General features: G+C 63.6%; 20 protein-coding genes. 18 read left to right on the forward strand and 2 right to left on the reverse strand.

Features of this window, described 5'->3' with window-relative positions; genetic code table 11:
• The first annotated feature begins 49 nt into the window (after positions 1-49).
• From ADN01_RS15640 to ADN01_RS15650, 3 genes are all read left to right on the forward strand, one after another.
• Positions 50-2,500, forward strand: coding sequence for a diguanylate cyclase (locus ADN01_RS15640; RefSeq protein WP_082142571.1), 2,451 nt, complete (start codon positions 50-52; stop codon positions 2,498-2,500).
• A gap of 75 nt (positions 2,501-2,575) precedes the next feature.
• A complete protein-coding gene (locus tag ADN01_RS15645) occupies positions 2,576-2,983 on the forward strand; it encodes a GNAT family N-acetyltransferase (RefSeq protein WP_062416815.1) in 408 nt (135 codons plus the stop codon).
• Between the two features lie 9 nt (positions 2,984-2,992).
• Positions 2,993-3,457 (forward strand): GNAT family N-acetyltransferase, encoded by a 465-nt coding sequence (locus ADN01_RS15650; protein ID WP_062416816.1) that lies wholly within the window; start codon positions 2,993-2,995, stop codon positions 3,455-3,457.
• Between the two features lie 84 nt (positions 3,458-3,541).
• Here the strand turns inward: ADN01_RS15650 and tyrS are convergent, their stop codons facing one another.
• On the reverse strand, positions 3,542-4,822 hold the full coding sequence (tyrS, locus tag ADN01_RS15655) for a tyrosine--tRNA ligase (protein ID WP_062416817.1): 1,281 nt from the start codon (positions 4,820-4,822) through the stop codon (positions 3,542-3,544).
• Positions 4,823-5,009: 187 nt separating this feature from the next.
• On the opposite strand from tyrS, the gene ADN01_RS15660 reads away from it, so the two are divergent.
• The 9 genes from ADN01_RS15660 (at position 5,010) to ADN01_RS15700 (ending at position 13,028) form a co-directional block, all read left to right on the forward strand.
• The gene (locus tag ADN01_RS15660) at positions 5,010-5,882 is read left to right on the forward strand and encodes a DegV family protein (RefSeq protein ID WP_062416818.1); all 873 of its coding nucleotides are present in this window, start codon (positions 5,010-5,012) and stop codon (positions 5,880-5,882) included.
• Between the two features lie 293 nt (positions 5,883-6,175).
• Positions 6,176-6,718, forward strand: a complete 543-nt coding sequence (locus tag ADN01_RS15665) for a methylated-DNA--[protein]-cysteine S-methyltransferase (RefSeq protein WP_062416819.1) — start codon at positions 6,176-6,178, stop codon at positions 6,716-6,718.
• Entirely contained in the window at positions 6,696-7,619 is a 924-nt protein-coding gene (locus ADN01_RS15670) for a DMT family transporter (RefSeq protein WP_062416820.1), read from the forward strand. Before ADN01_RS15665 ends, ADN01_RS15670 begins: the two co-directional genes overlap by 23 nt.
• Positions 7,616-8,533, forward strand: coding sequence for a GTPase Era (era, locus tag ADN01_RS15675; protein ID WP_062416821.1), 918 nt, complete (start codon positions 7,616-7,618; stop codon positions 8,531-8,533). The genes ADN01_RS15670 and era overlap by 4 nt, the downstream gene beginning before the upstream one ends.
• 32 nt (positions 8,534-8,565) lie before the next feature.
• Positions 8,566-9,231 carry a lysoplasmalogenase gene (locus ADN01_RS15680; RefSeq protein ID WP_062416822.1) on the forward strand — a complete coding sequence of 222 codons (666 nt, stop codon included), beginning with the start codon at positions 8,566-8,568 and terminating at the stop codon, positions 9,229-9,231.
• Positions 9,232-9,326: 95 nt separating this feature from the next.
• Entirely contained in the window at positions 9,327-10,481 is a 1,155-nt protein-coding gene (locus ADN01_RS15685; RefSeq protein WP_062416823.1) for a pyridoxamine 5'-phosphate oxidase family protein, read from the forward strand.
• Positions 10,465-11,232 carry an ABC transporter ATP-binding protein gene (locus ADN01_RS15690; RefSeq protein ID WP_062416824.1) on the forward strand — a complete coding sequence of 256 codons (768 nt, stop codon included), beginning with the start codon at positions 10,465-10,467 and terminating at the stop codon, positions 11,230-11,232. Before ADN01_RS15685 ends, ADN01_RS15690 begins: the two co-directional genes overlap by 17 nt.
• Positions 11,229-12,002 carry an ABC transporter permease gene (locus tag ADN01_RS15695; RefSeq protein ID WP_062416825.1) on the forward strand — a complete coding sequence of 258 codons (774 nt, stop codon included), beginning with the start codon at positions 11,229-11,231 and terminating at the stop codon, positions 12,000-12,002. The genes ADN01_RS15690 and ADN01_RS15695 overlap by 4 nt, the downstream gene beginning before the upstream one ends.
• A gap of 30 nt (positions 12,003-12,032) precedes the next feature.
• Positions 12,033-13,028 carry an ABC transporter substrate-binding protein gene (locus ADN01_RS15700; RefSeq protein ID WP_062416826.1) on the forward strand — a complete coding sequence of 332 codons (996 nt, stop codon included), beginning with the start codon at positions 12,033-12,035 and terminating at the stop codon, positions 13,026-13,028.
• Between the two features lie 2 nt (positions 13,029-13,030).
• Here the strand turns inward: ADN01_RS15700 and ADN01_RS15705 are convergent, their stop codons facing one another.
• A complete protein-coding gene (locus tag ADN01_RS15705) occupies positions 13,031-13,339 on the reverse strand; it encodes a hypothetical protein (protein WP_062416827.1) in 309 nt (102 codons plus the stop codon).
• A 78-nt stretch (positions 13,340-13,417) separates the two neighbouring features.
• Between ADN01_RS15705 and ADN01_RS15710 the strand changes: the two genes are divergently transcribed.
• Genes ADN01_RS15710 through ADN01_RS15735 form a run of 6 tightly spaced genes read left to right on the forward strand, consistent with a single transcriptional unit; the run spans position 13,418 to position 19,902 of the window.
• Complete coding sequence (locus ADN01_RS15710) at positions 13,418-14,170, forward strand: PIG-L deacetylase family protein (protein WP_062416828.1); 753 nt, start codon at positions 13,418-13,420, stop codon at positions 14,168-14,170.
• A gap of 40 nt (positions 14,171-14,210) precedes the next feature.
• Positions 14,211-14,462, forward strand: coding sequence for a hypothetical protein (locus tag ADN01_RS15715; RefSeq protein ID WP_062416829.1), 252 nt, complete (start codon positions 14,211-14,213; stop codon positions 14,460-14,462).
• Entirely contained in the window at positions 14,462-15,217 is a 756-nt protein-coding gene (locus tag ADN01_RS15720) for a DUF6754 domain-containing protein (protein WP_062416830.1), read from the forward strand. Before ADN01_RS15715 ends, ADN01_RS15720 begins: the two co-directional genes overlap by 1 nt.
• Positions 15,214-15,840 carry a hypothetical protein gene (locus tag ADN01_RS15725; protein ID WP_075071270.1) on the forward strand — a complete coding sequence of 209 codons (627 nt, stop codon included), beginning with the start codon at positions 15,214-15,216 and terminating at the stop codon, positions 15,838-15,840. Before ADN01_RS15720 ends, ADN01_RS15725 begins: the two co-directional genes overlap by 4 nt.
• Before the next feature lie 2 nt (positions 15,841-15,842).
• Positions 15,843-19,229: a hypothetical protein gene (locus ADN01_RS15730; RefSeq protein WP_062416832.1), complete on the forward strand. Its 3,387-nt coding sequence runs from the start codon at positions 15,843-15,845 to the stop codon at positions 19,227-19,229.
• Between the two features lie 7 nt (positions 19,230-19,236).
• Positions 19,237-19,902, forward strand: a complete 666-nt coding sequence (locus tag ADN01_RS15735) for a hypothetical protein (RefSeq protein WP_062416833.1) — start codon at positions 19,237-19,239, stop codon at positions 19,900-19,902.
• Positions 19,903-19,910 lie beyond the last annotated feature (8 nt).

A 19,910-nucleotide genomic window follows, 5' to 3' on the forward strand; every position in this document is an offset into this window, starting at 1 on the left:
GCGGCGTGTCAACCAGTTGGTTTTTTTGTGCGCCGTGCTACAATAAAAAATGATGAACTGGCACCTCACGCCTCTCTCAGGATTGATCCTGCTGGCAGCCGTCATCCCGCTAGGTTTGCTGGTGCTGGCTCGCCTGCGCCCGGCCATGTTGGCCCGGCCGCAATTTTGCATGCTGTTGGTGGCGCTCATCGCCTGGCAGGTGGGTTACAGCCTGGAGTGGGGCACACAGGTTTTCACCCAAAAGCTGTTTTGGGCACAGGTGCAGTATCTTGGCATTGTGTGGGTGCCTTTGCTGTGGGCGCTGCTGGTGGCCGAAGCCACCCATCAAAGCAATTGGCTGCAGCTCCCCCGCATCCGCTGGCTGGCGGTGCTGCCCATGGTGACCTTGATCCTGACCTGGACCAATGACGCTCACGGTTTGGTTTGGAGCCGGGTGACTCTTTCGGCGGGCGGCGCCACCGGGCCTCTGCACTTTGAACACGGTCCCTGGTTCTGGCTGAACGTGTTTTACACCTATTTTTTGGTGGCCCTTTCCTGGGTGTGGATGGTGCAGGAGCTGCGCCGCCCGCTCAGCGTTCACCGCCGCCAGGTGACTTTGCTGCTGGGCATCAGCACGCTGCCGGTGGCGGCCAACCTGGCTTACCTGATCTTTCGCCAGCAGCTCAACGGCCTGGATCTGACCCCCGCGGGTTTGGGGCTGGCTGCCCTGGTGTACGGCCTGGCGGTGGCCTGGGACAGCAGCTATGTGCTGCTGCCGGTGGCGCGCGCTGCGCTGATTGAAGCCTTGCAGGACGGCGTGGTGGTGATGGACGCCGCGAACCGCATTTTGGATATCAACCCGGCGGCACGCTCTATGCTTTCAAACCCCAAAGAAGAAGTCATCAGCCGGCCAGTAGGCGCCGCCCTGCCGTTTTTGGACTCATTGGTGGCCAACCCCGTGCCGCAAAGCGAAATTGAGCTTTCCCCCGGGCGGTTTGTGGAAGCGCGCACCATCCCGCTGAAAAATCGCAGCGCTTTTGTGGGGCATTTGATCTTGCTGCGCGATATCTCCAAGCGCAAGCAGGCCGAACTGGCCCTGCAGGACAGCGAACTCAAGTTCCGCACCCTGGTGCAGGTCAGCTCCGACGCCATCTTTATCATTGACAATGAAACCGGTCAGATACTGGATGTGAACGAAGCCGGCCCGCCCATGTATGGGTACACGCGCGAAGAGCTGCTCAGCCTGAAAAACACGGATGTCTCCGCTCAGCCGCAAGAAACCCGCACCGCCACACACAGCACCGAAATCGGCCAGGTGCTGGTTCCCGTGCGTTACCACCGCCGCAAAGACGGAACGGTGTTTCCGGTGGAGATCATCGGGAAGGCTTTTGAATGGAAGGGACGCATGGTACATGCCGCCGCCATCCGCGACATCAGCGAGCGCGTTCGGGTGGATAAACAGTTGGAAGGACTGCTCAAAGCTGAACGCATCCGCGTGAAGCAGCTGGACGCGCTGCGCATGATCTGGGTGGAGCTGGCCACAGAATTTGACCTGAAATCTCTCCTTTCAAAAATCCTGGAAAACGCCCGCAGCCTGCTTTCTGCTGACACTGGTGAGCTGGTTTTATATGAGCCGGAAGCCGACCATCTGCGGGTGGTTTCTTCTTGCGGTCTAGAGAAGGACACCAGCGGCGATATTGTGGAAATGGGCGAAGGGTTGATGGGGCTTGCCGCGAAAACCAAACAGCCGCTCTTGGTGAAAGGTTACCAAGGCTGGGAGAACCGTTCTCCACGCTACGCCACCATCGCGCTGGAAGAGGCAGTCGGCGCGCCCATGCTGTCGGGCGGGGTGCTGTTGGGCGCGGTGGCATTGGGCAGCTACCGGCCGAGCACCTTTGACGCGGCCAGCATGGATTTGCTGAATCTGTATGTGCAGCAGGCATCGTTGGCCATTCATAACGCACGCCTGTTTGAGCAGCTGAACGACCTGGCGGTCACCGACACCCTCACCGGCCTGTTTAACCGCCGTCACTTTTTCTATCAGGCGGAGAGCCTGGTGATCCGCGCCCAGCGTTACGGCTCGCCCCTTTCGGCGGTGATGATTGACCTGGACCACTTTAAAGACATCAACGATACCTTCGGCCACTCCGCGGGGGATCATGTGCTGCGCGAGGTGGCGCGGGCGCTGTCGTCGGCCCTGCGCAAAAGCGATCTGATCGGGCGTTACGGCGGCGAAGAATTCTGCGTGCTGCTGCCCGAAATTGATTTGGAAGAAGGGCGCACGGCCGCCGAACGGCTGCGGCAGGAAGTCTTTAACCTGCAAATCCCCACCCTCAAGGGCACGGCTGCAGTGACGGCCAGCCTGGGGGTTGCCGCCTTGAATCTGCACGGCGAAACCCTCGATCAGCTTCTGCAGCGCGCCGACGCCGCCCTGTACCGTGCAAAACGCGCCGGGCGCAACGCGGTTTCGGTGGAGGTGGGCGGGGGCACGGATGTGATGGTGGATGGATCATTATTGTAAAGAAAGGGCTTAGCGATGCCGCGCTACCCCTACCCAACCCTCCCCTCGGATGTAACCATTTCAATCCTATCTGCGATGGATGATGAATTGGTTTCGGCTTTTCAAATCTTGATGCCGCAATTGAACCCCAGCCTGCCCGCGCCGGATGCGGCTGCGCTGGCCTCCATCCTTTCTTCCCCCGCGGTGAGCCTGCTGGCAGCCCGCCTGGAGGGCAGGATCGTGGGCGTGCTGACCCTGGCGGTGTTCCCCGCGCCTACCGGTGTGCGCGCCTGGGTGGAGGATGTGGTCGTGGATCAGGCGGCGCGCGGGCGCGGCATTGGCGAGGCCCTCACGCGCTGGGCTTTGGCCCTGGCGGCCGAACGCGGTGCAAAATCGGTGGAGCTGACCTCGCGCCCCGCCCGCGCCGCGGCCAACCGCCTGTACCAGCGCCTGGGGTTTACCCAACCGCAGACCAATTATTACCGCTATCCCTTCACGGAGTGACCGCGCCCTATGAACATGTTTCGTATCCGCACTCCAGAGCCGCAGGATGAAGCTGCATTAGTGGATCTTTCGCTCCATTTTGCCAGTGAATCCGATTGGGCCAGCACCATCCCCATCGGGCAAATTGACACCCTGGAAAAGGCGCACCAGCGCTTGTTCGGTGAACAGGCCCTCTCGGTGGTGGTGGCCGAAAGCGCGCAAGGCCAGTTAATCGGGTATGTGGGCATTTACCGTTCCGAGGGAAACCCCTATGCGTCCATTCTGGTGCACAAAGAGTACCGCCTGCGCGGGTTGGGGCGGTCTTTGGTGGAACAGGCCTTTGAAAAGCTGCCCCCCGGCCTGACAGTGGAAGCCTGGGTGGGGGCTTTTAACCATCTCTCCCTGGCCGCCACCCCCCGCCTGGGGTTTCATTGGGATCACAGCATCGAAGTGGATGGGCGCACCCTGAACGTGTTCGTGCGCCATTCAGATTAAGCCCTGCCGGACGAAAAGTTAAAAAAACGCCAGCCCGCGGTGTTCTCTGCCGCGGGCTGGCGAATGGTTTCAGCAGGGATGCGCCTAAGACAGCACGCGCACCAGATGGTAGTTCTTTTTGCCCTTGCGCAGGACGATGAACTGCCCGGCCAACAGATCGCTGACCGTCACCATCTGCAGCGGATCTTGAATGCGCACGTTGTTGATGGACAAACCGCCCTCGCTGATGCTGCGGCGGGCATCGCCCTTGGATTTGACCAGGCTGGTTCCGGCCAACAGGTCCACAACGGCCAGCCCTTCGCCTTCCAACTGGCTCTTGGGCAGCTCGCTGGCGGGCACCTCGGCGAACACGTCGGCGATATCCGCGGCATCCAGGCTGCTGATGTCGCCCCCAAACAGGGCCTGGGTGGCCTGTTCGGCGCGCGCCAGGGCGCTGGGGCCGTGGACGGTATCCGTCATCACCCGCGCCAGGCTGCGCTGGGCTTCGCGCTGTTCGGGGCGCTGCGCGGTGGCCTCGGCCAGGGCTTCAACCTCACCCTTGGGCAGGAAGGTGAAGTACTTCAGGTAGTTCACCACATCCCGGTCGTCCGTATTCAGCCAGAATTGGTAGAAACGGTAGGGTGAGGTGCGTTCCGCCGAAAGCCACACACTGCCCGATTCAGTCTTGCCAAACTTGCTGCCGTCGGATTTGGTGATCAGCGGATACACCATGCCGAAAGCCTGCCCACCGCGCATGCGCCGGATCAGCTCCACACCCGCGGTGATGTTGCCCCATTGGTCGCTCCCGCCGGTCTGCAGCACGCAGCCGGCGCGGTCGTACAGATAGAGGAAATCGTAGGACTGCATCAACATGTAAGAGAATTCGGTGAAGGACAAACCGTCCTCCCGTTCCAGGCGAGTGCGCACGGAATCTTTGGCCAGCATGTAGTTGACAGTGAAGTGCTTTCCAACGTCGCGCAGGAACGATACCAGATTGAGCGGTACGAGCCAATCGGCGTTGTTCCACAGGCGGGCAGGGTTCGATTTCACTTCGAAATCCAGGAAATGCGCCAACTGGCCCTTGATGGACTCCACATTGGCGGCCAACTGCTCCAGACTGAGCAGCTGACGTTCCTGCGCCTTCCCGCTGGGATCGCCGATCATGCCGGTTCCGCCCCCGGCCAGCGCGATGGGATGGTGCCCATAGCGCTGCAGGCGCGCCAGGGCGATCAACGGGACCATATGGCCGACGTGCAGACTGTCGCCCGTAGGGTCAAAGCCGTTGTAGACCGTGATCTTTTGGCTGTCCAGCAGCTGCTGGACGCCTTCGACATGGTCATACACCATACCGCGCCACTTCAAATCTTCAAAAGCGTTTGCAAACATGTTTCCCTTCCTACGATGGGCCGCCCGGGGCAGGGCTGGCCGGAATATCGTTTGATTTTAACACGGTTTCCCGCGCCTGAAACCCGCTATCCGGCCAGGTTTTAAACTGCCCACTTCGCGCAGGGCGGTCAAAGGTCGTATAATGGTCTCATTAACATTAGATCCGGCGAAACAGGAAGGGAACGGCATGCACGACTCTCGCGTGGCAATTATTACCGACAGCACCTGCGACTTACCGCAGGAGATGATTGATCAGTACGGCATTTACGTCCAACCGCTGCGGGTCATTTGGGGCGAAGAGCAGCTGCGGGACCGCATCGACATTCAACCCCAGGAGTTCTACGACCGGCTGGCCCAGGGCTACCCCATCCCCACCTCCTCTCAGCCCAGCGTGCTGGAATTTGTGGAGCTGTACCAGCGGGCGCAGGCCGAGGGCGCCGAGGAAATTGTGACCCTGACCCTCAGTTCCGGCATGAGCGGCACCTACCAAACCGCCTTGCAGGCCGCCCAACAGGTTTCGCTGCCGGTGCATGTGATTGACACCAAAGGGCCTACCATGACCCTGGGGTGGCAGGTGCTGGCGGTGGCGCGGGCGCGGCTGGCGGGGGTGAATGTGCAGGGCATGCTGGCCGTTGCAGAAAAAGTGCGCCGTTCATTGGTGCAGTATGTGTGCATGGACACAGTCGAATATCTGCGCAAGGGCGGGCGGATTGGCAAAGCCATTGGCTTGCTGGCCAATATGCTCGACATCAAGCCGATTATCCAGGTCAATCACGAAAGCGGGGTGGTAGAGCCCATCGCCGTGGCGCGCACCCACCGCAAGGCTGTGGAAGTGTTTTACGAGAAGTTCTTCAGCCGCCTGGATACCTCGCTGCCCATGCGCATCGCCGTGCTGCACGGCGGCGTGGCCGAGGAAGCCCAGCAGCTGGCGGAGCGCATCACCGCGGATTTTCACCCCGTGGAGATCATCGTCAACACCACCGGCCCGGTGCTGGGCATTCACACCGGCCCGCGCGCCCTGGCTTTGGCGGGGTACTGCGAAGAGGCGGGCGGCGCTTAAAAAAATCAGCCCCCGAAGGGGTTGATTTTTATCGGTTAAATTAGCGAGCGCCGGGGACGCCGACCCCGGCGCTCTCTTAAGGAGGAGAAGAAGAGAAGTCGCCCTTGCAAATATATTACCAATACCATCAGATTCCTGCATGACGTTTACCCTACGTTTACCCTACGCCCTCCCAACAATTCTGCAAACAACTGCCAGATTCGGCCGGATGCCGCGCCAAAAACTCCCCCCACCGCCGGGTGTGCGCTGTGGGGGTCTCTGATATACTTACCCTCAGCACGGAGGGACGGCATATGAACATTGGGGATTTGGGGATTCCAGTTTGGTCGGGTGAGTTGGCGGAAACGCCCATCGGCCCCATCTGCGTGACGGTCTCAGAAGTGGGATTGCGCCAGGTGGCTTTTGCACCCCTGAGCGCCTGGGTTCCACAGCCCGGCGAGCATCCTCAGCCGCCGGAAACCGCGCCCGCCTGGTTGGGCCATGCCCTGGAGCAGGTGGGTGACTATTTGCAGTGCCACTGCCGCCTGTTTGGCCTGCCCATTGATTGGCGCGGCGTGGGCGGTTTTCAGCGCGAGGTGTTGGAGCTGACCCAGCGGATTGCCTTTGGCGAGGTGCGCACCTACGCGGATTTGGCCCACGACCTAGGGCGGCCTCGCGCGGCCCGCGCCGTGGGCGGGGCGTTGGCGCGCAACCCCATGCCCCTGGTGCTGCCCTGCCACCGCGTGGTGGGCAGCGACCGCCGTCTCCACGGTTTTGGCGCGCCCGGCGGCATCGCCACCAAGGCCTGGCTGCTCCAGTTAGAGGGTGTGCGGATTGTCGATCAAAGACTGGGGTAAATTTGCCCTGTTGGGTTTGATCTGGGGCTCCTCTTTCTTTTGGATCAAGCTGGGTCTGCGCGAACTGCCGCCCCTCACCCTGGTGGCGCTGCGCATCCTCCTGGCGGCGGTGGTGCTGACCCTCGTGGCCTGGGCGGGGCGCGTGCCTGTGGGCGGGCTGCGCCGCTGGGCCGATTTTTTGGTCATCGGCATTCTGAACGCCGCCTTGCCCTTTTTCTTAATCACCTGGTCGGAGCAGCACATCCCTTCGGGGGTGGCTTCGATCTTAAACAGCACCGTTCCCCTCTTCACCATTCTGCTGTCGCCCTGGTTTGTACCGGAAGACCGCTGGACCGCGCCGCGCGTGGTGGGGATGGGGGTGGGCTTTTTGGGGGTGATCGTGCTGCTGTCGCCGCAGGCGTTTTCCAGCGGGCTGAGCGGCTCGCTGTCTGGGCACATCGGCATGCTGCTGGCGTCCATCTGCTATGCCGTCAGCCCCATTTACGCCCGGCGCCGGCTGAGCGGGCTGGACCCCCGCGTGCAGGCCTTGGGGCAGATGTGGGTGGCAGCCGCTTTGATCATCCCCATCGCCGGGCAGGTGGAAGCGCCGCTGACGCTGCCGCGCCTGCCGCTCTCCTGGCTGGCTGTGGGCTGGCTGGGGATTGTGGGCAGCTGCGCGGGCAATTTGTTGTTTTATTCGCTGTTAAATTCGGTAGGCCCCACGCGCACCGCCCTGGTGAGTTACCTCTTTCCGCTGGTCGGCGTGATCTTAGGGGTGGGGCTTTTAGCAGAGCCGCTCACTTGGCAGATCTTCGCGGGCGGGGTGTTGATTATCGGCGGCGTGTTGTTGGTCAATGCGCGCCGCCTGTGGTTCTGGCCGCCGCGCAAGGCGTCAGGCGTGCATCTATTGGAGGAGTTATGAGTCAAGAGTCATCCTTTCGTTCTGGTTTTGTCACCCTGGTGGGCCGCCCCAACGTGGGAAAATCCACCTTGCTGAACGCGCTGCTGAAGCAAAAAGTGGCCGCGGTTTCGCCCCGTCCGCAAACCACGCGCCGCCGCCAACTGGGCATTTTAACCCTGCCCCAGGCCCAAATGGTGCTGATGGACACCCCCGGCATGCATTCCCCCCGTCACAAGCTAGGGGAATTCATGAACGCCGAGGCCGCCGACACCCTGGGCGACGCGGACGCGATTGTGTGGCTGGTGGACGCCAGCCAGCCGCCCACGCCCGAAGATGAGGCCATCGCTGCCCGCATCACCGCGCTCAGCCAACCCCCGCCGGTCTTTTTGACCCTGAACAAGGTGGATACCTGTTCTGCGGCGGATGTGGAGCTGCGCCGGGGGCAGTTTGCCGCCCTGCTGCCGGGGGCAAATCTCTTCTTGATCTCAGCGGCCCGCGGCCAGGGACAGGATGCCCTGCTGGCGGCCCTGGTGGAAACCCTGCCCGAAGGCCCGCCTTATTACGACCCGGATCAGATCACCGATTTGTACGAGCGCGACATCGCCGCCGACTTGGTGCGCGAGGCCGCCCTGGTGCTGCTGCGCGAAGAAGTGCCCCACGGTATCGCCGTGCGCATTGATGAATACACCGAGCGCAGCGAAAACAACGCCTATATCGCCGCCACCCTCTTTGTGGAGCGCGATTCGCACAAAGGCATTGTGATCGGCAAGGGCGGCGACATGCTCAAGCAGATTGGGTCGCTGGCCCGCCAAAAAATCGAAGAGATGTCGGACCGCAAGATTTTCTTGGAGCTGCGCGTCAAGGTGGATAAAAACTGGCGGGATAACCCCGATGCACTGCGCGGGTTTGGCTATTCCACCGAAAAAGATTCCTGATCAACCTCGATTCATTTACGAAAGCAGGGACTATGCTCAATTTTTGGTTTTGGCTGGCATTGGTGATGGCGGCGGCAGATTGGTTGGTGGTGGCGCGCGGCGGGGGGCGGCTGCGCTGGCTGACCAAGCCCGGGGCGCTGCTGCTGATGATTGTGTGGTTCACCACCGTGGGCGCCTGGCGCGGCCCGCTGCTGTGGTTTGGGTTGGCGCTGGTCTTCTCTATGCTGGGGGATATTCTGCTGCTGCCGCCGCGCTTGTTTTTAGGCGGGCTGCTGGCCTTCTTAACCGCCCACGCTTTTTATGTGGTGGGCTTTAACATCTCGCCGCTGGCGTTCCGCTGGACGGCCTTGTTTTTGCTGCTGCCGGTGCTGCTGCCCATGGGTCTCTTTAATCAGCGCCTGCTGAACAAGATGCGCCGCGGCCCTGAAACCCGCCTGACCATCATCCTGGTGGTGACCTACAGCCTGGTGATCGGCCTGATGCTGATTTCGGCGCTGCTGACTCCCTTCCGCCCGGCCTGGCCGGTGGGCCCAGCCTGGATGGCGGTGGCCGGGGCGCTGCTGTTTGTGCTCTCCGATTCCACCCTGGCGGCGGCGCGTTTCATCCGCCCGCTGCGCTACAGCGAACTGACGGTGATCATCACCTATCACGTCGGCCAGTTCCTGCTGGCGGGAGCGGCCTTGTGGATGTTTGCCTGAGGCCCAACCGAACTTTCTCTATCTAAACTATTGACTCAGCCCAGATCGTCTGATATATTGGACTTAAGTCCAACATCTCAGACGATAGGTGCTGCATGTCCGATTCTTTACCCCTTGGCGCCGCGGTCGAACGCACCATGCGCCTGGTGGAGCTGCTGCTGTCTGCTCCAGACGGCCTCACACCCCAGGAACTGCTCTTACAGCTGGATATCTCCCGCAGTACCCTCTTTCTGCTGCTGCGCAGTATGAAGGCATTGGGCTATGTGGAGCAGGCCGAGAAACGCGGCCGCTACTATCCTGGGCCGCGCCTGCAGGCCTGGCAGCAGTCCAGCTCGCCCCTCTCCCGCGATCTGCTCACCGCCTTTTATCAGGAAGGTGCGCGCCTCAACAGCCCTGAAACCCTGGCGCTGACCGTGCGCGCCGAGGCGGGCGTGCTGGTGGTGGGCCAGGTGGAGGGCAGCCAGCAGGTGCGCAGCGTGCTCCAGCCCGGCCAGGTGTACCCCGGCCTGTGTGCCGCAGCCGAAGTGCTGGCGGAATTCCCCAATGCCGAGGTGCAGACCTACGGCTATCACTTTTGCGAAAATGAGGACAGCCTGGAACTGGCCCTGCCGGTGTGTCCCGACGGCGCCACCCCCCAGGCTGCCCTGCTGCTCAGCGCCCCGCGCTTCCGCTGGTCTTCCGAGGCCTTTCTGGAGCGCCACCTGCCCGAACAGCGCGCCCTGGCTGCCCGCCTTTCGCACCAGATGGGTGCGCCCGCCTACACCCCCTTTCACTATCACCCCGCTGCTCAGCTTCAGCCTTCCGGCCCGCTTTCGCCCGAAGAGATCTCCAGCTTCCTGCAAGGCCCCTGGACGGCGCGCCTGGCCTGTGTGCGCCCCGACGGCCGCCCGCACGTCATCCCCGTCTGGCAGGAATGGGACGGCAGCGGGTTTTGCGTGGTGGCCTGGCAGGGGTCGCAGTGGGCCGATTACGTTGCCCAGGACCCCAATGTTTCGCTGACGGTGGATGAACCCTGGCCCCCGCTGCGGCGGGTGGTGGTGCGCGGGGTGGCCGAGCCGCTGGCGGTGGGCCAGCCAGAGGCCCTGCACAAACTGGTGTGTTCCCTGGCCAACCGCTATTTGGGTCAGTTGACCCCCGGCCTGCTGGAGCAGGTGCAGGGGGCTTTCCGCATCCGTCCCGAGGCGGTACGCGGTTGGATGGGCGTGCCGGGGACGCCCGCGCGGGGATTGGCGCATGCATCTGGAAATTGAGCAGCTCTCCCACACCTTTGCGGGCCGTCCGCCGCGCGCGGCCCTGGCGGAGCTGAGCTTCGCGGTGCCCTCCGGCCAGTTTACCGCCGTCATCGGCCCCAGCGGCTGCGGCAAGTCCACACTGCTGCGCCTGGCGGCGGGGCTGCTGCCCGTGCAGGAAGGGAGCCTGCGCCTGGGCGGGCAAACCCCGGCCCAGGCAGGCGCCCAGCGGCGCGTGGCCTGGATGGCGCAAAGCCCGGCCCTGCTGCCCTGGCGCACCGTGCGCGATAACGTTTTGCTGGCCCTGCGCTTTTTACCTGCCGGTCATGCCGCCCGCCTTTCGGCGGATGAGGCCCTGGCGCGCGTGGGGCTTTCCGATTCAGCCAACGCTTACCCTTTCATGCTCTCCGGTGGGATGCAGCAGCGCCTGGCCCTGGCGCGCACCCTGATGCTGGACGCCGGGCTGTGGCTGATGGACGAACCCTTCGCCGCTCTGGATGAGCTCACCCGCGAGCGCCTCACCCACGAACTGCTGGATTTGTGGCAGGCCCAGCGCCCCACCGTGCTGTGGGTCACCCACCACATTCAAGAGGCTCTGCGGTTGGCCGACCGGGTGGTGGTGCTCTCCCCCCGGCCTGCGCGCCTCATTTTGGATCTGCCGGTGGATCTGCCGCGCCCGCGCCCCGAAAGCTCGCCTGCCTTCCAGGCGCTGCTGAGCCGTCTGCGCGCCGCCCTGGGCCTGGCCGCCGCACCAGCGGAGGAGGGCGCATGAAGCCTCGCGCCGTCTGGAACCCCCGCGACCTGCTCAGCGCGGGTGTGATCGTGCTCACCTTCTTCCTGCTGTGGGAATTGGGCGTGCGCCTCCTCGATATGCCGGTGTACCTGCTGCCCGCCCCCAGCCGGGTGATCCTCACCCTGTTCCAAAATACCTCCCTGTATGCTCAGGCTACGGCTCTCACGTTGGGGGAGGCTCTGGTGGGGCTGGTGCTGGGCCTGTCGGCGGGCTTCCTGCTGGCCAGCGTTCTGGTCTTACGCCCAGGGCTGGAAGGCGGCGTGATGACCCTGGCGATCCTGGTCAAATCCACCCCTATGGTGGCCATCGCCCCCCTGCTGACCCTGTGGATGGGCTTTGGGGTGCTGCCTAAAATCGTCATCACCGCCCTGATGACCTTTTTCCCCGTGCTGGTCAACATCCTCACCGGTCTGCAGCGCACCGATCCGGCCCTGCTGGACCTGTTCCGCGCCTGGCACGCCAGCCGCTGGGAGACCTTTATCTTTCTGCGCCTGCCCTCTTCGCTGCCCTATCTGTTCGCCGCGCTGAAGATCAGCGCGCCCCTGGCCCTCATCGGCGCGGTGGTGGCCGAATGGACGGGCGCCTCCGGCGGGTTGGGGCGCACCATGTGGCTGGCCTACACCAACCTGAACCTGCCGTATCTGTTCGCCGCCATCTTCATCCTGGCCGCCGTCGGCATGTTCCTGTATCAGTTTTTAGCCTGGCTGGAGGCCCGCGCGGTCTTCTGGCAGGTGCCCCGGCAAGACTGACCCTTATCCATAAAGAAAGGTAATGAAATTATGAATACGAAGACGCTGTTTCGTTGGTTCCTGGGGATGGGAGTGCTGGTATCGCTCATGGGCTGCCGTCCGGCCCAGCCCGCTGCGCCCGACACGCTGACCTTTATGGCCGGCTACAAGCCGCAGGCCAACCTGCCTTTTGTGGGGGTGTATGTGGCGCAGGAGAAAGGTTTTTTTGCTGAGGAAAATCTTCAGGTGGATATTCAGCATTCCGCCGGGCAGGGGCAGCATTTGCAGTTGGTGGCGGCCGGCGAAGTGCAGGTGACTACCCAGGACGCGGGTATTTTGCTTCAGCGCCGTTCCTCCCCCGGATTGCCCCTGGTTTCCATCGCCCTCATCGGCCAGCGCGGGCAGCAGGCCTTTGCGGCCCTGCAGTCCAGCGGCCTGAAGACGCCCCAGGATTGGGTCGGCCGCACGGTGGGGTACAAAGGTTCCCCCCCGCCGGAATTATTCGCGTTGATGGCGGCCAACAACTTGAGCCAGGACGACGTGCAGTTGGTGAATGTCGGCTTTGACCCGCGGATTTTATCGGAAGGCAAGGTGGATGTTTACCCCGTGTTTAAATCCAACGAACCCGATATGCTGCGCTCCTGGGGCTACGAGTTGACCCTGTGGGACCCCGCCGATTACGGCGTGCCCAGCCTGGGGCTGACCTACGTCACCAGCCAGGAAACCCTGGACACCCAGCCGGAGAAATTGGCGCGCTTCCTGCGCGCGGCCCTGAAAGGTATAGATTACGCCAGCCAGAACCTGGATGAGGCCGTGGAAATTGTGATGAAATACGCCGGGGAACAGGCCGACCCGCAGCACCAGCGCTTTATGTTGGAGACCGAGCTGGCCGATTACCGCAGCCCCGTCACCGAGGCGCACGGCGCGGGCTGGCAGACCGAGGAACAGTGGTCAGCCCTGGCAGAGATGCTGCTGAAATATGAACTGGTGAAAGAAGTCAACGTGGCAGGCGCGTTTACCAACGCGCTGCTGCCCCAAAATAAGTAATCCTAAGGCAGCCAGCGACCGATATCCGCCCAGGCATACTCCAGGTGAGCCGCAAGGTTTTTACCGGCCTTGCGTTTCACCTGGCGGTGGGCGAATTCCATCAGTTCCAGTCCGCCGATCTCATCCAGGCGGCGGCCGATCTGACGCGCGCCCTCGTGGCGGCACTGGGCGTTAAACGGGCGGCCGGGGCGTTCGGAGAGATAATCTTCCTTTTGACCGATGGTGATCAACTCGCTGATCAGGCGGTTGACCTCTTCGCGTTTCGCGGGAGGGCAGGGGGCCAAATTGAAAAAATCGCTAAAGAAACTCATGCGCGCTTCTCCTTCAACGCCGGTCCTTGCGGCGCGGTTAACATTTGATTTCATTATACTTTATGGTAAAACAAAGCCATGCGATGGATTTATCTATCCCCTCATTTAGATGACGCCGCCTATTCCTGCGGCGGGCTGATCTGGGAGCAGGTTCAGTCCGGCGCCCAGGTGGAAATCTGGACGATCTGCGCCGGGGATCCTCCCGACGGGCCGTTTTTCCCCTTCGCCGAGGAACTGCACCAGCGCTGGGGCACCAGCGGGCAGGCCGCCCTGGCCGTCCGCCGCGCCGAGGACCGCGCCGCCTGCGCGCGCCTGGGGGCCGTCCCCCGCCACTTTGACCTGCCGGACTGCATTTACCGCCGTCAGCCGGGCAGCGAGCTGCCCCTGGTGGAACGTTCGGAAGATTTGTTCCGCGGGCTGAACCCGGTGGAACAGCCCCTGGTGGACGCCTGGGCTCAGCGCCTGGGGCAGGCTCTGGAAGGGGAAGCCGTGCAGGTGGTCAGCCCGCTCACCCTGGGCGGCCACATGGATCACGCCCTGACGCGCGCCGCGGCCGAAAAGCTGGGGCGGCGGCTGTGGTATTACCCCGATTATCCCTACGCCGCCATGCACGCGGTGGATGTGCCCGCCTGGCTGGGGCCGGGCTGGGAGGGTCTGTCCCAGGCCCTTTCCACTGCGGGGCTGGAGGCCTGGCAGGCGGCTGTGGCCGCCTACGCCTCGCAGATCAGCTCTTTTTGGCCGGGGCTGGAGGCCATGCGCGCCGCCGTGGCCGCTTACGAGCAGTCTCAGGCCGGTGTGCGCCTGTGGCGCAAGATTGGAGAAAGTGGATAAATAATCACCTTGCGATTTGTTCTTGTGCTATACTGGAAACATGCAAGAACGTTCATTCTGGTTATCCTGGGCGCACATCTTGCAACATTGGGGGTTGCGCGAACCCGTTGCAGCCTTACTTGAAGCTGGAGGGCCGCTGTCTTTCCTCCTGGCGCAAATGGTTTATTTGGGTCAACCTCTGTTAAGCGGATCTTCCTCGGCTGGGGCCTGGCAGGCTTTGGCGGAGATGTTGGAGGACCCGCTGCAAACTCGTTCTTTTGCCGCATTCTTGCGGGAGGAGGAGGTTGCGTAATGGCATTATCCAATATCTTCGGGATTGGGCTGGTGGGCCTGGGGCTGGCGCTGCTGTTCTTCTTTGCGCTGCCGGGCCGCCAGCGAGAGGCGCGCGCCTGGCGCCCCATCCCGGCCATTCGCCGCCTCCGGCGCGCCATTGGCTTGGCGGTGGAGGACGGCAAACGGCTGCACATTTCTTTGGGCAAGGCCAACCTGCTGACGCCGGATAACGGCTCAGCGTTGACGGCTTTAAGCACCCTGGAACGCATCGCGCGCATGAGCGTGGTCAGCGACCGCCCGCCGGTGGTCACCAGTGGGGATGGGGCTTTGGCCGTGCTCAGCCAGGATACCCTGCAGGCCGCCTACCGCACCAGCCACGCCCTGGATCAATATGACCCCGACCGCGGCCGCTTGAGCGGGCCGACGGCGCTTTCGTATGTGGCCGGTTCACTGCCCGTCATTCGCGATGAGCAGGTTTCTACCAATATTTTGATCGGTAATTTTGGCCCCGAAGTGGCCTTGATGACCGAAGCCAGCGAAAAGGCCCGCGCCTTCACCCTGGCGGCCAGCGATTCCCTGGCGGCTCAGGCGGTGCTGTATGCCGCCGCCGAAGAGACTCTCATCGGCGAAGAACTGTTCGCCGCCCCGGCCTACCTTCAGGCCGGCGCCGCTCACCAGGCCAGCCTGCGCGTTCAGGATGTGCTGCGCTGGGTGCTGGTGGCCCTGCTGATCCTGGGGGCGCTGCTCAAGATGGCGGGGGTGGATCTGCTATGAGAGCCCCCGTCGCCACTGCCGTCGCCATTGGGTTGGGCATTGTCGCCCTGCTGGGCTATTTTGTGCCCCTGCCGTTTTTGGTGGATATCCAAAGCCTGCTGCTCAGTTGGGCGGTGATTTTGGCCGCGGTGGCGGCTTTGGTGGCCATTTTTAACCTGGTGCGCGTGCACGTGCGCAAGCTGCGCGGCAGCCCGCCCAAACAGCGCGGCGATGGGTACAGCCTGCTGGTGTTGGCCGGGTTTGCGGTCACCTTCCTGGCCGGGCTGCTGTTGACGCCGGACCATCCGCAATTTCAGCAGGCGGTTTTGGCGGTGCAAACGCCGGTGGAAACCAGCCTGATCGCGGTGCTGGCGGTGACCCTGGCTTACGCCAGCCTGCGCCTGCTGCAGCGCCGCCCCAACTGGATGGGCATCCTGTTTGCCCTCAGCGCAGTCTTTTTCCTGATTCTGGCCAGCGGCGCGCTCTCAGGATTGCGCGGTTTGCCGCTTTTGGGAGATTTGCTGGGCGTGGTGGAGCGTCTGCCCCTGGCGGGCGCGCGCGGGCTGTTATTGGGCATCGGCTTAGGCAGCCTCTTGACCGGGCTGCGTATCTTGATGGGCGCGGACCGCCCATATAGCGGGTGAGCATGGCTGAGAAGCATTGTCCGATTTGCGGAAGCAGCAATACCGAGGCAGCCAGCAACTGCCAGTTTTGCGGCGCGCCCTTTGGGGACCTGCCGGCTCGCTCCGAGCCGGACGACACCCCGGATTGGCTGAAAGATTTCCAATCCACAGACAGCTCCGCCGCTGAACCCGAACCCGCCGCCCCGGCTGAGTCGGGCTTGCCCGATTGGCTCTCCTCCATCCGCCAGCGCTCCGCCGCGGAAGAAACGCCGGGGGTGGAGGGATTGTTGGGCGCGGAAGAAGAGGAACCGGGCGCGGTGAAAGCTGACCTGCCTGACTGGCTTTCGGATCTGCGCCCCGCCGCGGCCGAACCGCCCGCCCCAGCGGCGAGCGAGGCCGAGTCCGAAGAAGAGGATACCGCCTGGCTGAAGGGCCTGGGCGATTGGCAAAGCAGCCCCCTGGGCGGGGATTCCAGCGCCCAGGCTGCCGAGCCCGATGGGGATGATTGGCTGCGAAACCTGGGAGGCGGGTTGGACGAGACCCCCGCTGAACCGCCTTTACCGGCGCAGCCGGCTGGAAACCAGGATTGGCTCGGCGGTCTGCGAGATTTGTCAGCGGAACGTGCCGCCCCTTCTTCCGAAGAGGAAGCGCCGTTGGAAGGGCTTCCCGCCTGGCTGGAGGATACCTCCGCGCCGCAAACCCCTGCCGCATCCGGCGATCAATTCCAGGATTGGCTGGCGGATGTGCCTGAAGAATTGCCGGCGCAGCCGAGCGCGGCCGCCGCCGGGCTGGGGGATTTGCCGGATTGGATGCAGACCCCCGCCGAAGAGGCCCCCGCCGCCGCCGGAGACACCCCCGACTGGCTGAGCGCTTTTGCCGCCGAGACCCCTGCACAAGAGACCCCGGCCGCCTCGGATGAAGCCCCTGACTGGCTGAACACCTTCGCGGCCGAGACCCCTGCGCAAGAAACCTCGGCTGCCTCGGATGAGACTCCTGACTGGCTGAATACCTTCGCGGTCGAGACCCCTGCACAGGAAACCCCGGCTGCCTCGGATGAGGCTCCTGACTGGCTGAGTGCCTTTGCGGCTGAGACCCCTGCGGAAGAAACACCTGCTGTTTCTGAAAATGAGCCGGATTGGTTGAGCGCCTTCGCTGCTGACGCCCCCGCGCAGGAAATTCCCGCTCCCCGAGGGGAGGAGACCCCCACCGCCGGAGACACCCCCGACTGGCTGAGCGCCTTCGCGGCCGAGACGCCTGCAGAAGAGACCCCGGCTGCCTCCGATGAGACCCCCGACTGGCTGAACGCTTTCGCAGCTGAAAGCCCCGCTCCCCAGGGGGAAGCCCCCTCTTTCCAGGGGGAAGCCCCGGCTGCCGCGGATGAAGCCCCCGACTGGCTGAGTGCCTTTGCGGCTGAGACCCCTGCACAAGAGACCCCGGCCGCCTCGGACGAAGCCCCCGACTGGCTGAATGCTTTTGCGGCTGAGACCCCTGCACCAGAAACGCCCGCCGCCGGAGACACCCCCGACTGGCTGAGCGCTTTCGCCGCCGAAACCCCCGCGGAAGAAACACCTGCTGTTTCTGAAAATGAGCCGGATTGGTTGAGCGCCTTCGCCGCTGACGTCCCCACGCAGGACGCCCCCTCTTTCCAGGGGGACGCCTCCTCTTTCCAGGGGGAAGCCCCCGCCGCCTCTGGCGACACACCCGATTGGTTGAGTGCTTTTGCTGAGGAGACCCCCGCTCAGGAAATCCCCACCGAATCAGCACCGGCCGCTGCCGAAGACGGAACACCCGACTGGCTCAAAGAATTCGCGGCCGACTTTTCCGCCCAGGAAACGCCGGACGCTGCCCCCCAGGCCCCCGATTTCCAGGGGGAAGCCCCCGCCTTCCAGGGGGAGGCCCCCGCTTCTCCAGATGGGACCCGCATTTTCCAGGGTGAAACCCGCGCGTTTGACCTGCCGGAGAGCCAGCCGCCCGACGGTGAGACCGCCGACTGGCTGCGCGCCTTTGCCAGCGAGGACAGCGCCGTATTCACCTCGCCCACCGACACCACCCCCGTTAGCGGCGAGCCGGTTCCGGCTTTTGCCCTGGGGGAAGGGACTGATTTGCCCGATTGGCTCTCCGAAGTGGACCTGTCGGAGATGAATCTGGAAACCGATACCTCCGGCGACGCTGCCCTGGCCTCCGCGGATCAGGTCCCCGATTGGCTGCGCGACAAGGCCAGCCAGGCCGGTGTGGAACTGAGCAGCGAAGCCGAGGCGGAAGCCGAAGCTGCGGCAGCTCCCGCGGGCGAACTGGCCCCGGCGGCGCTGCCCGCCTGGCTGCAGGCCATGCGCCCGGTGGAAGCCGTCATGCAGACCGGGGCCGAAGGCGCCCTGGTGGAAAGCGACCGCGTGGAAAAAGCCGGGCCGTTGGCTGGTATTCAGGGCATTTTGCCCACGCTCGACCTCACCCGCCAATACCGCAAACCCCCGCGCTATTCATCCAAACTCAAAACCTCCGAAAAACAGCGCGAACATGCTGAATTGCTGGATGCGCTGGTCTCCGGTGAATCGCAGCCGCAGCAGGTGCAGCGTGAATTTGTGCAGGCCCCCCAGCGGGTTATGCGCATCGGCATCGGCCTGCTGCTAATCCTGGTGGTGGTGCTCACCTATATGTTCGGGGGCGTTCCGGCCAACCCCGCCGCGCCCGTGGAGGTGCTGCACTTCAACAACGCCGTGGGCGCTTTGCCGCCGGGCAGCACCGTGCTGCTGGCGGTGGATTATGCCCCGGCCTATTCGGGTGAAATGCGGCTGGCCGCCACACGCGTGGTGCAGCTGCTCATGGAAAAAGGCCTGCGCCTGGCGTTGGTTTCCACCCAGGTGACCGGGCCGGTGCTGGGCGCGGATCTGCTGCGCAGCGCCGCGGCGGAGCTGCCTGCGGGCAGCTTTAACCCCGCTGAACAAAGCGCCAACCTGGGCTATTTGCCGGGCGGCATCGCCTCGCTGCGCGAATTTGCCAACCAGCCGCGCCGCGCCGTCCGCTGGCCGGGCATGTGGGATCTGCCCGCGGTGCAGAATGTGAACGCCCTGACGGATTTCTCCGCGATCATCGTCTTGACCGATCAGGTAGAAGGCGGGCGGGCCTGGATGGAACAGGTGCAGCCCCTCTTTGGCGAAAGCCCCTTCCTGCTGGTCTCCAGCGCCCAGGCGGCGCCGGTGCTTCAGGCCTATGTCAACGAGGGTCAGGCGGATGGATTGGTGGCCGGTTTCACCGGCGGTATGGCGTTCGCCGGGCTGTCCGGGCAGACGCCGGCTGGTTTAGGGGGATGGTGGGGCAGCTACCGCGCCGGGTTGTTCCTGGCAGTGGTGCTGATCTTCTTGGGGGTGATCCTTCAGGCGCTGATCCGCCTGAGCACCCGCCGGAAAGCGTGAGGCCCAGATGTCAATGGATTGGATTTGGACGGCGGTGGGCTTTTTGCTGACGGTGTGCGTGTTGAGTTACCTGTTTGGGGACAACCCGCTCTTCCGTTTGGCCACCTCCCTGTTCGTGGGCGTGGCGGCGGGGTACGCGGCTGTGCTTCTGATTTATCAGGTGCTGCTGCCGCGCCTGGTGCTGCCTTTGCTGCAAGGTTCGCTGGCCGAACGCGGTCTGCTGGTCATTCCCCTGGTGCTGAGCGTTTTGCTGCTCTTCAAGCTCTCTCCCCGCTTCACCCGCCTGGGCAATCTTTCGATGGGGGTGATTGTGGGCGTGGGCGCCGGGGTGCTGGTGGGCGGCACGGTGTTGGGAACCCTGCTGGGTCAAACCCGCGCGGCGGTGGATGCCTTTGCCCTGCAGGGCACAGCCAGCCCGATGGTGCTCTTGTTCGAGGCGGTTCTGTTCCTGATCGGTACAGTATCCACCCTGGTGTACTTCCATTTTGGCGTCAAGTCGCGCCCCAACCAGCCTGCCCGGCGGCCTTCGTGGATGGAATTCACGGCGAGCATCGGCCAGGTGTTCCTGGCGGTGACTTTGGGCGCTTTGTTTGCCGGGGTGTTCGCCACGGCATTGGCCGCATTAATTGACCGTGCGGATTTCCTCTTCCGTGCGGTTCAAACGCTTTTCTGAGTGTAGCC

This window comes from Levilinea saccharolytica, from assembly GCF_001306035.1.
Taxonomy (GTDB): domain Bacteria; phylum Chloroflexota; class Anaerolineae; order Anaerolineales; family Anaerolineaceae; genus Levilinea; species Levilinea saccharolytica.